This is a genomic window from Streptomyces sp. NPDC094147 (genome assembly GCF_044764265.1).
GTDB lineage: Bacteria > Actinomycetota > Actinomycetes > Streptomycetales > Streptomycetaceae > Streptomyces.
Map to the genome: position 1 here is coordinate 75,410 of NZ_JBIWHT010000007.1, position 14,217 is coordinate 89,626.

Below are 14,217 nucleotides of genomic sequence, written 5' to 3' on the forward strand. Positions count from 1 at the left end.
GTGGCTGATACGGCTGCCGTCGGGCGTGTGGACGGCGTTGACATGGTGCGCTGCCGCCTTGTTCGCGCTCGTGCTGTTCGCGTCGACTACGTACCGGGCGGCGCCGCTCTTCTGGCACGCGCGGCAACCGATCTTCCCGGGGCCCGTTCTGCGGGCGGCACTGGCCGTCGTCCTGGCGCTGGTGATCGGATGGGCCCGGCGTCGGCCGCTGCCGGTGTTCGGGGTGGTCCTGGCCGAATCGGTGGCGGCGCTGGCGCTCGGGGAGAAGACCTGGCCGTTCTTCCTCGCGCTGGGCGGTCTGCTCTGCTACGTCGCGGCCACCCGGCCGCGCCGGACCGCCGTCGTCGCCGCCGCAGTCGAACTGGCCGCGTGGATCGGCGAGTTGGGGGCCGCGGACTACGGTCAGGAGCAGTTCAGCGATGCCGTGAGCACTCTGCTGGCCGTCGCGGCGGGCGTCTTCATCCCCTGGTCGATCGGCAACTCGATCCACCGGCAGCGCGTCTACGGCCAGGCCCTGCGCACGCAGGCCGCCGCCCGTGCGGTCCAGGCCGAACGGCTGCGGATCGCCCGCGAACTGCACGACATGGTCGCCCACAGCGTCGGCGTCATCGCGATCCAGGCCGGTGCGGCGAGCCTGGTCATCGACACCCAGCCGACCGGGGCACGCAAGGCGCTGGGCGCCATCGAAGCCACCAGCCGCGAGACGCTCGCCGGACTGCGGCGCATGCTCGTCTCGCTCCGCGAGGCCGAGGCCGAGGGGGACCCGTCGCAGGCCGCTGCGGCGGTGGGCCTGGAGGCCGTCGACCGGCTGGCCGAGGCGACGGCGGACGCCGGGGTGCGGGTCGAGGTGCGCTGGCTGGGTCAGCGGCGCCCGCTGCCTCCCGAGATCGACCTGGCCGCCTTCCGGATCATCCAGGAGTCGGTCACCAATACGGTGCGCCATTCGGGGACCCGCAGCTGCCGGGTGTCCGTCGAGTACCGGGACGAGGAGCTGGCCATCGAGGTGCTGGACGACGGGCGCGGTGCCGCGCGTGCCGGTGCGGCCGCCGGGAGCGGGTACGGGATCTCCGGGATGCGCGAGCGGGTCGCCCTGCTGAACGGCCGGTTCAGCGCGGGGACGCGTCCCGAAGGCGGCTTCCAGGTGGCGGCGAGGCTGCCGGCATGACGATCCGCGTCGTGCTCGCCGACGACCAGGAGCTGGTGCGGGCCGGGCTGAGCATGGTCATCGCCGACCTCCCCGATCTCGAAGTGGTGGGCGAGGCCGCGACCGGTGCCGAAGCGGTCCGGGTGAGCGGCGACGTCCGGCCCGACGTCGTGGTGATGGACATCCGCATGCCCGGCATGGACGGCATCGAGGCCACCCGGGCGATCACGGCCGGCACCGCCCCACCGCGCGTGCTGATCCTCACCACGTTCGACGACGATGACAACGTCTACGCCGCGCTCCGCGCCGGTGCGAGCGGATTCCTGGTCAAGGACATGGCGCTGGTGGACATCCTCGCGGCGATCCGCGTGGTCGCCGCCGGCGACGCCCTGATCGCGCCGAGCGTCACCCGCCGCCTCATCCAGGAGTTCGCCGTACGGCCTCAACCCGCCGCCCCCGTACGGCGGATCGAGGGCATCACCGAACGGGAGCGTGAGGTACTGACCCTGGTCGCTCGCGGCATGTCCAACGGCGAGATCGCAGCCCACCTCTTCATCGGCCCCGCCACCGCCAAGACCCACGTGGCCCGCCTGCTGACCAAGCTCGACGCCCGCGACCGTGTCCAGCTCGTCATCACCGCCTACCAGGCGGGCCTGGTGTCACCGACCGGCTGAGTCCGGGCGGCGCCGGGTCACGGCCGCTGGACGGTGACCTCCGGGTTCGCCGGGGACGCTCCGTCGAACAGCGGCTGGGCGACGCCCTTCAGGTGCAGGTCGAAGAAGGCCCCGACGTAGTCGCGGGTGATCTCTTCCGAGCGTTCCGCGGACAGGGCGTAGGAGTTGGGCAGGCCCGCCGCCGCGGCGAGGAGGGGCACGTCGGTGAAGCTGCCGTGGCCGGCCCCGGCGACGGTCAGCCTGCGCTTCCAGCCGTCCAGGTTCGCCCAGGCCGTGTCCCAGGTGGTGTCCATGCCCGGGTTCTCGTCGCCCTGGGCGCCGAACAGCAGGAAGGGGCGGCCGTGCAGGCCGGCGGCGGGGTTCGGCTCCCGGAAGGTGCCGTCCAGGTTCACCCCGGCCCGCACCCGCTCGTCCCCGGCCATCGTCACGGCGGCGGCATCACCGCCGATGGAGTGCCCGGCCATGCCGATCCGCCGCCGGTCGATCAGGTGGGCGTACGGCCAGGCGGAATGGCGATCGGTCAACTGGCCGATCACAAAGGAGATGTCCTTCGCCCGGCTCCGGGGCATGGCCTCCAGCCCTCCGGCCGGCGGACGGTCGCAGGTGACACAGGTGAGGGTCCGCCCGTCGGGGAAGGTGACGCCGGGCGACTCGTAGGTGTGGTCGACCAGTGCGACGACGTACCCCCGACTGGCCAGGTCCTCGGCGAGCCCGGTGAGACTGGCACGCGGAAACGCGTTGCCGGGCGAGAGCAGCACCAGCGGGAACCTGCCGGGCGCCGGGCGCGCGTCGGCCCGCGCCCAGGTCCGGGTACCGCTCAGCAGCTCGGGCGGGAGGCCGGCGCCGGGAGCCTTCTCCTGCAGGAACAGCCGGGCCTCCTCGGTGGTCATGTACGGGGCTGGCCCGCCGGTCCCGGGGCGGGCGGGGTAGTACATCGACACCATCAACTGACGCGCGCCCGCCGCCGGCACCCACGGGTCCTGGCGGTGCCGGTCGACAAGGTGCAGCGTGCTGCGACCGACCGCGTGCGGACCCGTCGGGCGGGGCAGTTCCGGGACGCTGAACGCGTGCGAGGCCGCGGAAGAAGGGGCGGCCGAGGGCCCGGGTGCGGCGGACGCCACCCCGGCGATCGGCAGCGGCAGGGCGAGCGCGAGCACCGCGGCCGCGGCGGTACGACGGATTCTGTTCATGCCCAGGACGCTAGGTCCGCGGCACACCCCCTGACGCCCCCTCAGGAGCGGACCGGAACGTAACCCCGCAGGCGGACGGGACATCAACTCCCAGGGGGACAGCACCCTTTCAGGACCGACTGACGCCCCGCGGGACGCGTCATCACCCCCGCCGCCAACCGCAGCCGGTCAACCGAGGCGCGGGCGAGCTACTGCCTGGCGACAGCCAGCCGCATCCCTGACACTCCGTCAACTACCTTGCGAGTCCCCAGGGGAGCCCGGAGCACGAAGCTCACCGGGGCGAGCGCGACGTAGGCCGGGCAGGCTTCGCCGGACTTCTGATGGGTGATCAGCTCCAGGGTCAGAGTTACCTCGGAGTCGGTCTCGGCTCCCGCCAGTCGGCCCTTCTGGCACCCCCCGGCGGTGATCTCCGTCGTGAGGGTCCGCCCGTCCGCGCCGAGGACGGTGGGTCTCGTGATGGGCTGAGCGGAGCGGACATCCCCCTGCCCGCAGGCGGCGAGCACGAGACCGCCCAGCAGGACGAACGCGATGCCCGGTGCCCGGCCGGGGTGTTGGTTCATGCGGGTGGGACGCGGGGTGTCCGGCCCTGGTTCCCGTGCGCGTCCCTCACCCTCAGCGGCCCGCTCCCCGCGCTGATACCTGGCTGACACAAATCCGCGCGCCGGCGGACGCACCGTCCTGACCGGCCGGACGTGGTCGTCTCCCAGGCTTCGGGGCGTACCCGGTTCTCGGGTACGCCGGGCGGGCTGGGAGAGGTGGTTGGCGGTGGGTGCTGGGCGGATACGTGCTGCTGCGGCGGGGTGGGTCCGTGGTCGGGCGGTGTGGGCTTCTCCCGGTCCGGGCCGGGGAGGGCGGACCCGGCGGGGGGCCGTGTGGGTCTCGGCCGTGGTGGTCGGCGCGGCCGGGGCCGGCGGCTGGTTCGCGCTCGCCGGTGGCGGCGACGGCGCCCGGGGTGCCGGATCCGCCGCCGCGCACGTGGCGCGGGTGGCCGCCGGGATGGATCTGCCCTGGCCGGGCGAGGGCCAGGCGAGCATCGAGGTCGAGGGCGTCGGCGGCCTCGGCAGCACGGGCGGACAGCGGCCGGTGCCCATCGCGAGCGTCACTAAGGTGATGACCGCGTACGTGATCCTCAAGGAGCACCCGCTCAGGGACGGGGACGAGGGCCCGCAGATCACCGTCGACGCGGCCGCGGCGCAGGAGGCGTACTCGCTCAGCGAGTCCACCGCCCCGGTCACCGAGGGGCAGCGGCTCAGCGAGCGCAAGACCCTGGAGCTGCTGCTGCTTCCGTCCGGCAACAACATCGCCCGGTTGCTGGCCCGTTGGGACTCGGGGAGCCAGGAGGCGTTCGTCGCGAAGATGAACCGGGCCGCCGCGGCGCTGGGGATGACCCGGACCACGTACACCGGGGCGAGCGGAATCGAACCCACCACCCGCAGCACCGCCGACGACCAGCTCGGCCTCGCGCGCGAGGCCATGAAGGAACCCGTGCTGCGCGCGGTGGTCGCGATGCGCGACACGACGGTCCCCGGGGTGCCCGGCACCGTCGTCAACACCAACCGGCTCCTTGAGAAGCCCGGCGTGATCGGGCTGAAGACCGGGTCGAGCACGCCCGCGGGCGGCAACCTCATGTGGGCCGCCGAAGCGGGCCCGGACCGGCGTCTCGTCCTGGGTGTGGTGCTGGCCCAGCACGTCAACACCTCGCCCACCGAGGGCATGCAGGCCGCCCTGGAATGCAGCGGCCGTCTGATCGACGCCGTGCGGAGCGGCCTTTCCGGGGCGCTCGCCAAGGCCCTGCCCGGGGACCGCCCCCGGTCCAAGGACGTCGCCGGGATGCTTCCCGGCCCCGGCAGCAAGGAGAGCGTGCCGTCATGACGACACTCGTCCATCGCCCGCGGTCCGAAACGCCTGGAGCACCTGCCCATATCCACAAGGGTAGTTGGCGGCGCGGGCGGCTGATCGCCGCCGGTGCGGTGCTGTGCGCGCTGGTCATGGCTGCGCACTCCGCGGTGCCGAACGTGTTCGGCAACCCCGGCAGCCTCCTGGAGACGTTCCTGCCCTGGCTGGGACTGAGCGTGCCCGTGCTGCTCGCCCTCGCGGCGGTGCGGCGGTCCGCGACCGCCGCGGTCGCCGTGCTGCTTCCGGCCGTCGCCTGGTGCGCCCTGTTCGGCGGCGTCCTCATGGACAAGCGGGCCGACGGCGGCGACCTCACCGTGGTGAGCCACAACGTCAACGACGCGAACCCCGACCCGGTCGGCACCGCACACCAACTGGCCGCCGCCAGACCCCAGTTGCTCGCCCTCGAAGAACTGACCCCGCACACGGCACCCACGTACGAGCGCGCTCTGGCCGCCGGCTATCCGTACCACTCGGTGCAGGGCACGGTCGGGCTGTGGAGCACGTACCCGCTGCGGGACGTGCGGCCGGTCGCGATCATGCCGTGGACCCGCGCCCTGCGGGCCACCGCCGACACCCCGAAGGGTCCGGTCGCCGTGTACGTCGCCCACCTCGCCTCGGTACGGGTACTGCCCGCCGTGGGCTTCACCACGGCGCGGCGCGACGAGGCGGCGGGCAGGCTCGCGGACGCCGTACGGGCCGAACCGCTGCCCCGGGTCGTGGTGGTGGGCGACTTCAACGGCAGCACCGGGGACCGGGCGCTCGGGCCGGTGACCTCCCAGCTGCGGTCGGCCCAGGACGAGGCGGGCGACGGCTTCGGCTTCAGCTGGCCGGCCGCCTTCCCGGTGGCCCGGATCGACCAGATCCTGCTGAAGGGCATCACCCCGGTCTCGTCGTGGACCCTGCCGCGCACCGGAAGCGACCACCTGCCGGTCGCGGCGGCACTGCGCCTGTGACGGGGCGGACAGTGGTTACCTCTGTTACGTCTGTGACCTCAGCGGTGATTACCTCTTCGTACGGCGGGATGCGCGTGAGCAGTTCCGTACCCACCGACGTGATGACGGGATGACGGATGCGACAGCGCGACAGTGAAGCGGCGGGCCGGCAGCACGGCGGCCCCGCCCCCGGCCCGGTCCACGTCCTGCTGGTCGAGGACGACGAGACGATCCGGCGGTCCGTCGGGATGGCGCTCGACCGCTACGGCTACCAGGTGTCGGCGGCGCCCGACGGGCTGACGGGCCTGGAGATGTTCCGGGACGGAGGGCACGATCTGCTGCTGCTCGACATCATGCTGCCGCACCTCGACGGCATCGGGCTGTGCCGCCGGATCCGGGAGACCAGCCAGGCGCCCATCCTGATGATGTCCGCCCGCGGCGACGCGCTGGACGTGGTGGCCGGCCTGGAGGCGGGCGCCGACGACTATGTCGTCAAACCCGTCGACACCAACGTCCTGGTGGCGCGGATCCGTACGCTGCTGAGGCGGGCCACCTTCACCGCGGCCGAGCCCCGGCCGGCCGATGCCGACAGCGTGCTGACCTTCCGCGACCTCACCGTAGACACCCGTGGCCTGGAGGTCCGCCTCGACGGCCGGCCGCTCGCGCTCACCCCGACCGAACTGCGGCTGCTCCTGGAGTTCGCGGCCGCCCCGGGCATCGCCCTGCAACGGCAGACGCTGCTGCGCAAGGTGTGGGACTACGGCTGGGACGGCGACATCCGGGTGGTCGATCTGGCGGTGCAGCGGCTGCGCAAGAAGATCGGCGCCGATCACATCGAGACCGTCCGCGGTTTCGGCTACAAGTTCCGGCGCTGAGATGCGACGGAGACACGGAGCCGACGCCGCCCCGGGCTCGCACGCATACCGGGGCGACACCGACCCCGGCTCCCGCGCATCCGGCGCGGACGCGCACGACGGCGGCGTGCTGCGGCGCCTCGCCAACCCGCTGTCCCTGCGCTGGAAGATCGCAGCGGGCGTCGCGGCGGCGGCCTGTGCGATGGCGCTGGGCATCGGGGTCCTGGTCCACCGGACCACCGAGGACCGCTCCATGAGCATCCTCCGCGCGCAGGCGCTGAACGAACTGGGCCCGGCCGAGGCCGAGTTCCGGGGCGGGCAGCCGCCCCCGTCGGGGGCCCGCGATTACCTCGTGGACGACGAGCTGCCGGATCCGCTGCTGTCCCGGCTCGCCTCCGGCCATCCGCCCGTGTACTGGTACGACACCCGGAAGCCGACTCAGGGCTGGATGTGGGCGGCGAGCCGCGTGGACGGCCGGGCGCTGGCGGTCAGGATGAGCACGACGACCGAGATTCTCAACCTCCAGGCCCTGGACCGGCACATGAAGTACGCGGCGATCGCCACGCTCGCCGTCGTCGTCCCCCTCGCCCTGCTCGCCGCCGAACTGGTGCTCCGCCGGCTGCGCCGCGTCGCCATGACCGCCCGCCGCATCAAGGGCGGCGACCTCGACGCACGGACCCGTGCCCGCGGCCGCGACGAGATCGGCGAAATCTCCTCCGCCGTCGACCTCATGGCGGACGCCCTGCGGGACCGGCTGCGCAGCGAGCAGCGCTTCACCGCCGACGTGGCCCACGAACTGCGCACCCCGCTCGCCGGTCTCGTCACCTCCGCCTCCCTCCTCCCGGAGAGCGAGCCCACCGACCTGGTCCGCGACCGCGTCCAGGTGCTGCGCGCCCTCGTGGACGACCTCCTGGAGATCTCCCGCCTGGACGCGGGAGCCGAGGAGGCCGACGCCCAACTGGTGCCGCTGGGCGACCTGGTGACGGAATCCGTACGGCGCACGGGCCTTGCCACGGACGTCTCGGTGACCGGCCACCCGGTCGCCGAGACCGACCCGCGCCGCCTCGACCGCATCGTCACCAACCTCGTCCTCAACGCCCACCGCCACGGCGCGGCGCCGGTGGAGGTGACGGTCGAGGGCACGACGATCGTGGTCCGCGACCACGGCCCCGGCTTCCCCGAGGACCTCCTGGCCCAGGGCCCCCAGCGCTTCCGCACCGCCGCCCCCGAACGAGGCCACGGCCACGGCCTGGGCCTCACCATCGCCCAGGCCCAGGCCAACCTGCTGGACGCCCGGTTGACGCTGACGAACGCGCCGGGAGCGGGGGGAGCGATCGCTACGGTCCGGCTGCCGGGCCGGGCCTGAAGCTCGGCCCGTTCCTGGAAGGGAGCCACCGCCGTGGCTCCCGGCGGGCTCTCACAACGGCGGTTCCTCCGGCTGCCACGGAATGCGGATGGTTTCCGTGGGGCGTAACCGGGCGTGGCCGGAGGGGAGTTGGGGCGGGTCCGAGGGGTGGGTGCGGGGGGCCTGCTGGCGGTGCGGGGCGCCGGTCAGCAGGACGCTCGTGCGGTACAGGTACTTCACCTTGATGCGCAGGGCCCACGGGTCCAGGGGCTTGAGCAGGAAGTCGGCGACGCCCAGGCGCAGGGCCTCGGCGGCCAGTTCGTTGTTCTGGTCCATTCCGGTCACCAGGACGACCGGGATCAGCTGGGTCTGCCCCAGGCGGCGCAGATAGCGGACCACGTCGAGGCCGCTCACGCCCGGCATCACCACGTCGAGGATCGCGACGGCTATGCGCCCGTGGAGGGCGGCCTTGAGCGCGGCGTCCCCGTTGGTCGCGAACTCCAGCGGGTAGCCGAGCGGCGCGAGGATGCTCTCCATGGCGAACAGGTTGTCCTCGTGGTCGTCGACCAGTAGCACCTTCATGTCCGCGGACATGGCCCCATCACCTTCACTCGGGAGCGCCGCTTGGGCATATGCCCGCTCACGGCGGCTCGTACGCAGTCGGAGAGCACAACTGTGGTGTGCACGTGGGGAATGCACCGGATGCGGGCATGTACCCGGAATGTCCGCACATGCTCGTCGGCTGGTTTTCGCGTGGGGGGAATTCTCGCACCGGGCGGTGCGGAACAGCAGGGTGTCGACGGCCCCGGTTGCCCGCTCCCTTGGCGCCGCCCGGCGCCGACACGCAAGTGCCACAGGCCCATTCAGCGCAGTTGATCACACCTGCGGGTGAATCGGTGAATGCGCGTATGGGGCCCTGTTCCAGGGTGCGCCCGACCGCCCGCAAGCGCCCATACGGGTGGGTTCCGCAGGTCGCGCCCATGCTCCGCAAAGTGGTCTGAACCACCGTCCACCGCGCGGAACTTGATCGCCGGGAGCCTCCAGAATGACCGGATGATGATCTCGTCATCCCCTTTCGTACGGTACGCGGCCACGCGCGGCGAGCGATGAGCGGACCCGCCCCCCAGCGCCGCAACCGCCCGGCCGCCCTCGTCGCCGCGGTGCTCGGCGCCGCGCTCGTGCTCGGCGCCGGCTGGCTGTTCCTGGTCACCGTGCCCCGCGCGCTCGACGACGAGCGGGCGTTCACGTCGGCGGCCGGCTGCCCGGTCGCGCGGGTCTCGGCGGAGTGCAGACATTCCGTCGCGGCGACGGTGACCTCCGTGGTGGCCGATCACAAACACCGCTCGACGTACTACTGGCTGGGCTTCGACCCCGTACCGAACGGGCCGGAGGCCGCCTCGCCGCTCCGGGTCAAGATGGACGGCCGCACCCCGGTCTTCGCGGCCGTACAGCCCGGCGCCATGGCCCAACTCACGTACTGGCAAGGGGAGATCAGATACGTCGAGTACCGGGACCTGCGCCAGTACACCTCGGCGGATCCGCGCGGCGGCTACCGGCTGCCGTTCGCCGCGGCGCTCGTCCTGCTCTTCGTGGGCGGGGCGGCTCTGCGCGGCGCCCACTGGTGGTCCCGGCGCGCCACCGAGCCGCCCGCGCACGAGCCCTGGCGCCTCACCGTGCCGCTGGCCTCCGCACTGCTGCTCGCCTGCTGCGCCTTCGGTACGCCGTGGGTCGCCGGCGGGGTGCCGACGGCGCTGCTGCTCACGGCGGCCGGGGCGGTGCCGGTGCTGGCCGGGGCGGCGTGGCTGACGCGCCGCCACCGCCGCCGCACCACGGACACCATCAGGGTGACCCCGCTGCTGCCCGGCGGACGGGAGTGCTTTCCGGGCCGGGTGCTCGGCGAAGTCCCGTACAGCCACGAGGGGTTCGGGTACCTGGTGGCCGCCCCCGGCCTGCTCGCCTCCACCCCCGACCCGACCGGCCACCTCGCCCGCCACCCCGTCCCCCGCACCCTCACCCCCGTCCGCGTCCGCCCGCCCTACTGGACCGACCCGGGCCCCCGCCCCGCCCCCGGCTCCCAGGTGGTGGAGTGCCGGGACGGCTCGACGCCGGTGTACGTCGTGACCGAACAGCGGTACACGGCTTGGGTGTTGGGCGCGCTGACGCGGGCCGCGGGGGCCGAGGTGTGCGGGAGGGGGAGCGGGGTGCGGAGGGTGTAGGGGGAGGAGGGAGGATGCCGGGCGGGCGAAGCCCGGGGGCCGTCGCCGCTACGCCCCGAACGGCGCCGGGTAGCGGATCACCCCCGTCGGCACCGGCCCGTCCGCCTTCAGCCGGAGCGCCATCATCGCCTCGTCCCGTACGTCGAAGGGGGCCCGGATGCCGAATCCGGAGGCCGGGGTGAAGCCGAACCGGGGGTAGTAGTCCGGGTGCCCGAGCACCAGGACCAGGTCCTCTCCCAGCAGCCGCGCGGCATCGAGGGCGGCCCGCACCACGGCGGAACCGGCGCCCGTGCGCTGGTGCTCAGGAACCACCGCGACCGGCGCGAGCGCCAGTGCCGGGGCGCCGTCGACCCGGCACCGGGTCAGCAGCGCATGGCCCGCGACAGTGCCGTCGGGCGCCGTCGCCAGCATCGAAAGCCCCGGAATCCACGCCGGGTCGGCGCGCAACGCGTCCACCAGGTCGGCCTCGTGGGCGGTGGGGAACGCGGCCAGGTTCACCGCTCGTACGGCCGCCCGGTCCGCCGGGGCCTCCGGCCGGGTGGTCCACGGGGTGTCAGGGCACATGTGTGAGGTATCCATATGCCACCGATCGTCACATTCGGCCCGCCTGCCGGCCACCGAATTACCACCCGGGTCAGCCACCTCGACCGGCACCATGCCCCCTCGCCACACGCGGCCCCGCCCTGCTCATCACTCGTCCGGAACCTCTGCTCCCTCATCCGGCACCTCCGCCGGACAGCTCGTCCCCTCCCTCGGCACCGTCCCCGCCGCGAAGAACGCGTCCACCTTCGCCCGGATGCACTGGGAGGCCGAGTACGCCCCGTGGCCCTCGCCCTCGTAGGTGAGGAGCACGCCCGAGCCGAGCCGCTGCGCGGTGTCCTGGGCCCACTGGTACGGCGTCGCCGGGTCGCCCTTGCCGCCCACGACCAGGATCTTGGGCGCGCCGGGGTGGTCTATCCGGCGGATGTAGTCCGTGCCCGCGGGCCACCCCGTGCAGGCGACGGCCCGCCCCGCCGAGTCGGGGCCGAAGTACGGGGATTCCGCCGCCAGTTGCTTGCGTACGTCGTCGAATTCCTTGACGGGGTCGGCCGGCCGTTCCGGATCGTCCGCGCAATTGATCGCGAGCAGCGCCTCGTTGGCGTTGTCAGGGAGCGCGTCCTGCATCGCGTCGTTGATCGAGACGAGGACCGAGGGGTCGCTGTCCTGGAGCAGGGCCGCGATGCCGGAGGACAGGACCGGCCAGGAGGACTGGCTGTACAGGGCGGACCGCACGGCGCTCTGGAGTTCGGCGCCGGTGAAGTCCTGGTTGCCGGCGGACGTCACCACCCGCCCGTCGGCGAGCAGGGCGACCGCCTTGTCGAAGGTCGCCCTGACCTCCTGCGGACTGCTGCCGAGCTCGCAGTTCTGCTGGGCGCAGCCCGCGAAGAAGGCGTCGAGCGCCTGCTGGAACCCCTTGGTCTGGGTCAGCGCGTCCTGCTTGGCGGTGCCCTGCAAGGTGTCGACGGCGTCGAGGACCATCCGCCCGGTCTTCTTCGGGAACTGGCTCGCGTAGACCGCGCCGAGCCGCGTCCCGTACGAGATGCCGAGGTAGTTGAGCTTGCTGTCGCCGAGCGCCTGGCGCAGTACGTCCATGTCCCGGGAGGCGTTGATGGTGCCGACGTGGTCGAGCAGCGGGCCGGTCTTGTCGTGGCACGCCCGCGCGATCCGCTTCGCCTCGTCCACCGCGGCGGCGGCCGTGCCCGGCGGGTTCGGGCGCTCGCCCTCCAGCCGGCTCGCTGCCCCCTCGCCGCCGCAGTGCACGGGGGAGCTGCGTGCGACCCCGCGCGGGTCGAAGCTCACCAGGTCGTAGTGCTTGCCGATGCCGGCCGCCTCGGCCCGGAACCCGGCCAGGCCGTCGACCCCGGAGGCGCCGGGCCCGCCGAAGTTGAAGACGACGGAGCCCTTGCGGTCACTGCCGCGCGCCGACGTCTTGAAGCGGGACACCGCGAGCGAGATCGCGCCGTTGCCGGGATGCGCGTAGTCGATCGGCACACTGAGGGTGCCGCACTCCATCTCCCGTACGGAATCGAGGAGTTCGCCGGTCTGGCCCTCCTTGGGCCGGCAGGCCGCCCAGCCGATCTTCTGCTGGTAGAACCGCCCCAGATCGGGATCCGGCCCGGCGGCGACGGTGACGGCCGCGGGGCCGATCAGCGCCAGAGCCGCACCGGCTCCGGCCGCGATCACACGTCGAGCGAGCATCGACTCACCCTTCCAGGAAGCCAAGCCCCCCGACCAGGCTAGGCACCCCCGTCCCATCCCGCGCGCCGGACCCCGCTCACCCTCAGTAGCCGCCCCGGCCCAGCGCCGCGACCCCCAGCGCGCCGAGCCCGTCGAGGACCAGGTCCACCCCGACCGCCGCGAGGAGCAGCCCGAGCAGCCGGCCGAGGAGCTCGATCGTGGTGTGGTGGGTACGGCGCAGAATGCCGGCCAGCAGGAGCACACAGGCCAGGTCCAGCGCGATCACGGTCACATACGCGCCGACCACGGTGGACCGCCAGCTCCATGAGTCGCGCGCGGCGGCCTCGATCAGCACGGCGGTGATGGCCAGTGGCGAGACCACATAGGGCATCAGCAGCTCGCGGAAGCCGCTGGCCAGATCGGGGGTGTCCTGCTGCGGCCCTTCGCCGCCGATGTGCACCCCGAGCACCAGGCCCACCGCGTAGATGAAGAAGATGACGCCGCCGGCCAGTTGGAGCGCGGGCGTGGTGATGTGGAAGAGGTCGAGCAGCCAGGGCGAGGCGAACCCGGTCACAAGACCGACCAGCACCGCGGTGGCCGACCCGATGAGCGCGACGGTCGCCAGCTGCTTACGCGGATGCACCTGCGCGAGTCCGGCGAAGGCGAGCAGCACCTTGGGCGGCCCGACCACCGAGAAGAACGTGATGAATGCGGCGGAAAAACTCAGAGTGGTCACCTTGCGCATCATGGCCACCGAGCGTCACCGAAGCCGCGCACCGCCCGGCGCGCCGCGCCGGGTCGGTTCCGTTGCGGGTCGCTCCGCGCCTGAGCGGTCTTGCGGGAGTCCGCTGCGGTACCGCGCCCTGAAGGGGCGCGGAGAACTGCGCGACCAGCCACAGCGGGCCCGCAGCCGACGCACGCCACGTCCCGCGGAGCCCCCGGTCACTTCGACGGCGCAGCCTCCCGCAGCCACTCCGCGAACTCCGTGGCCCCCTGGGCCTGCGGATCGTCCGAGGTGAGGCCGCCGGCGCGGAGGGCCCGGCCGAGGCGGCCCGGGAGGGGGACGGGGAGGAGGGCGGCCCTGTGGCCGGTGGTGGCCCGCCATTGCCCGGCCAGGGTTCGCAGGTCGGTCACCTGCGGACCCGCCGCCTCCACGCGGCCCATGCGGGGTGCCGACTCCGCCGCGTCCGCCACGGCCCCGGCCGCCTCGGCCGCGGCGATCGGCTGGATGCGGACGTTCTTCGGGGCCGGCAGCACACGGGCGCGGGCCGTCGCGGTGAACAGGGTCGCGACCAGCTCGTGGAACTGTGTGGCCCGCACGACCGTCCACGGCACCGGGCCCGCCGCCACCGCGTCCTCCTGCGCCGTCTTGACCTTGTAGTAGGGCATCGGCACCCGGTCGCACCCCACGATCGACACGCACACGTGATGGCCCACCCCCGCCTCCCGCTCCGCGGCGAGCAGCCGCCGCGTGCCGTCCACGAGGGTGGAGCGCATGGTGCGCGGGGAGGTGGAGTTCGCCGCGTCGACCACCACGTCGCACCCCACGAGCGCCCCCGCCAGGCCCGCGCCCGTGGTCAGGTCGACCCGGTACTCGGCCGAACTCCGGCTCAGCACCCGCACGTTGTGGCCGCGCGCCCGCAGTTCCGCCACGACATGGCGGCCCAGCGTGCCGGTGCCTCCGGCGACCGCGATGTCCAGCGTGTCCGTGCTCTTCGTGTTCATGGTGTCCATACCTGAGGGACGGGA

14 protein-coding genes are annotated in these 14,217 nt (G+C 73.3%); 7 read left to right on the forward strand and 7 right to left on the reverse strand.

The annotated features are described in order from the left end of the window. Positions 1 to 58 precede the first annotated feature (58 nt). On the forward strand, positions 59 to 1,165 hold the full coding sequence (locus ACIQ8J_RS13715) for a sensor histidine kinase (RefSeq protein ID WP_403269017.1): 1,107 nt from the start codon (positions 59 to 61) through the stop codon (positions 1,163 to 1,165). After that, positions 1,162 to 1,818: a response regulator gene (locus tag ACIQ8J_RS13720; protein WP_403269020.1), complete on the forward strand. Its 657-nt coding sequence runs from the start codon at positions 1,162 to 1,164 to the stop codon at positions 1,816 to 1,818. The genes ACIQ8J_RS13715 and ACIQ8J_RS13720 overlap by 4 nt, the downstream gene beginning before the upstream one ends. A gap of 17 nt (positions 1,819 to 1,835) precedes the next feature. On the opposite strand, the gene ACIQ8J_RS13725 is transcribed toward ACIQ8J_RS13720, so the two are convergent. Both ACIQ8J_RS13725 and ACIQ8J_RS13730 read right to left on the reverse strand, forming a co-directional pair. Continuing rightward, positions 1,836 to 3,008, reverse strand: coding sequence for an alpha/beta hydrolase family protein (locus tag ACIQ8J_RS13725; protein ID WP_403269023.1), 1,173 nt, complete (start codon positions 3,006 to 3,008; stop codon positions 1,836 to 1,838). Between the two features lie 188 nt (positions 3,009 to 3,196). Then, the gene (locus tag ACIQ8J_RS13730) at positions 3,197 to 3,568 is read right to left on the reverse strand and encodes a hypothetical protein (RefSeq protein ID WP_403269026.1); all 372 of its coding nucleotides are present in this window, start codon (positions 3,566 to 3,568) and stop codon (positions 3,197 to 3,199) included. Between the two features lie 310 nt (positions 3,569 to 3,878). Here ACIQ8J_RS13730 and ACIQ8J_RS13735 point away from each other — a divergent pair, with 310 nt between their 5' ends. The 4 genes from ACIQ8J_RS13735 to ACIQ8J_RS13750 all read left to right on the forward strand — a co-directional run bounded on the left by ACIQ8J_RS13735 (position 3,879) and on the right by ACIQ8J_RS13750 (position 8,056). Beyond that, on the forward strand, positions 3,879 to 4,880 hold the full coding sequence (locus ACIQ8J_RS13735) for a D-alanyl-D-alanine carboxypeptidase family protein (RefSeq protein ID WP_403269029.1): 1,002 nt from the start codon (positions 3,879 to 3,881) through the stop codon (positions 4,878 to 4,880). Further along, positions 4,877 to 5,857, forward strand: a complete 981-nt coding sequence (locus tag ACIQ8J_RS13740; RefSeq protein ID WP_403269031.1) for an endonuclease/exonuclease/phosphatase family protein — start codon at positions 4,877 to 4,879, stop codon at positions 5,855 to 5,857. Before ACIQ8J_RS13735 ends, ACIQ8J_RS13740 begins: the two co-directional genes overlap by 4 nt. Positions 5,858 to 5,973: 116 nt before the next feature. After that, the gene (cseB, locus tag ACIQ8J_RS13745; RefSeq protein WP_403269034.1) at positions 5,974 to 6,711 is read left to right on the forward strand and encodes a two-component system response regulator CseB; all 738 of its coding nucleotides are present in this window, start codon (positions 5,974 to 5,976) and stop codon (positions 6,709 to 6,711) included. 1 nt (position 6,712) lies between these two features. Continuing rightward, entirely contained in the window at positions 6,713 to 8,056 is a 1,344-nt protein-coding gene (locus ACIQ8J_RS13750; RefSeq protein ID WP_403269037.1) for a sensor histidine kinase, read from the forward strand. Between the two features lie 51 nt (positions 8,057 to 8,107). On the opposite strand, the gene ACIQ8J_RS13755 is transcribed toward ACIQ8J_RS13750, so the two are convergent. Continuing rightward, positions 8,108 to 8,629 (reverse strand): two-component system response regulator, encoded by a 522-nt coding sequence (locus tag ACIQ8J_RS13755; RefSeq protein WP_403269040.1) that lies wholly within the window; start codon positions 8,627 to 8,629, stop codon positions 8,108 to 8,110. Between the two features lie 512 nt (positions 8,630 to 9,141). On the opposite strand from ACIQ8J_RS13755, the gene ACIQ8J_RS13760 reads away from it, so the two are divergent. After that, a complete protein-coding gene (locus ACIQ8J_RS13760) occupies positions 9,142 to 10,251 on the forward strand; it encodes a hypothetical protein (RefSeq protein ID WP_403269043.1) in 1,110 nt (369 codons plus the stop codon). Positions 10,252 to 10,299: 48 nt separating this feature from the next. On the opposite strand, the gene ACIQ8J_RS13765 is transcribed toward ACIQ8J_RS13760, so the two are convergent. The 4 genes from ACIQ8J_RS13765 to ACIQ8J_RS13780 form a co-directional block, all read right to left on the reverse strand. Next, positions 10,300 to 10,815 carry a GNAT family N-acetyltransferase gene (locus tag ACIQ8J_RS13765; protein WP_403269045.1) on the reverse strand — a complete coding sequence of 172 codons (516 nt, stop codon included), beginning with the start codon at positions 10,813 to 10,815 and terminating at the stop codon, positions 10,300 to 10,302. A gap of 126 nt (positions 10,816 to 10,941) precedes the next feature. Beyond that, the gene (locus tag ACIQ8J_RS13770) at positions 10,942 to 12,489 is read right to left on the reverse strand and encodes an alpha/beta hydrolase (RefSeq protein WP_403269049.1); all 1,548 of its coding nucleotides are present in this window, start codon (positions 12,487 to 12,489) and stop codon (positions 10,942 to 10,944) included. An 82-nt stretch (positions 12,490 to 12,571) separates the two neighbouring features. Beyond that, positions 12,572 to 13,204, reverse strand: coding sequence for a MarC family protein (locus tag ACIQ8J_RS13775; protein ID WP_403269051.1), 633 nt, complete (start codon positions 13,202 to 13,204; stop codon positions 12,572 to 12,574). Positions 13,205 to 13,410: 206 nt separating this feature from the next. Continuing rightward, positions 13,411 to 14,193 (reverse strand): SDR family oxidoreductase, encoded by a 783-nt coding sequence (locus tag ACIQ8J_RS13780; RefSeq protein WP_403269054.1) that lies wholly within the window; start codon positions 14,191 to 14,193, stop codon positions 13,411 to 13,413. Positions 14,194 to 14,217 lie beyond the last annotated feature (24 nt).

Coding starts and splice junctions, on each gene's coding strand:
- ACIQ8J_RS13720 (WP_403269020.1), top strand. CDS start 1,162: ATGACGATCCGCGTCGTGCTCGCCGACGACCAGGAGCTGGTGCGGGCC.
- ACIQ8J_RS13725 (WP_403269023.1), bottom strand. CDS start 3,008: ATGAACAGAATCCGTCGTACCGCCGCGGCCGCGGTGCTCGCGCTCGCC.
- ACIQ8J_RS13730 (WP_403269026.1), bottom strand. CDS start 3,568: ATGAACCAACACCCCGGCCGGGCACCGGGCATCGCGTTCGTCCTGCTG.
- ACIQ8J_RS13740 (WP_403269031.1), top strand. CDS start 4,877: ATGACGACACTCGTCCATCGCCCGCGGTCCGAAACGCCTGGAGCACCT.
- cseB (WP_403269034.1), top strand. CDS start 5,974: ATGCGACAGCGCGACAGTGAAGCGGCGGGCCGGCAGCACGGCGGCCCC.
- ACIQ8J_RS13750 (WP_403269037.1), top strand. CDS start 6,713: ATGCGACGGAGACACGGAGCCGACGCCGCCCCGGGCTCGCACGCATAC.
- ACIQ8J_RS13755 (WP_403269040.1), bottom strand. CDS start 8,629: ATGTCCGCGGACATGAAGGTGCTACTGGTCGACGACCACGAGGACAAC.
- ACIQ8J_RS13760 (WP_403269043.1), top strand. CDS start 9,142: ATGAGCGGACCCGCCCCCCAGCGCCGCAACCGCCCGGCCGCCCTCGTC.
- ACIQ8J_RS13765 (WP_403269045.1), bottom strand. CDS start 10,815: ATGTGCCCTGACACCCCGTGGACCACCCGGCCGGAGGCCCCGGCGGAC.
- ACIQ8J_RS13770 (WP_403269049.1), bottom strand. CDS start 12,489: ATGCTCGCTCGACGTGTGATCGCGGCCGGAGCCGGTGCGGCTCTGGCG.
- ACIQ8J_RS13780 (WP_403269054.1), bottom strand. CDS start 14,193: ATGAACACGAAGAGCACGGACACGCTGGACATCGCGGTCGCCGGAGGC.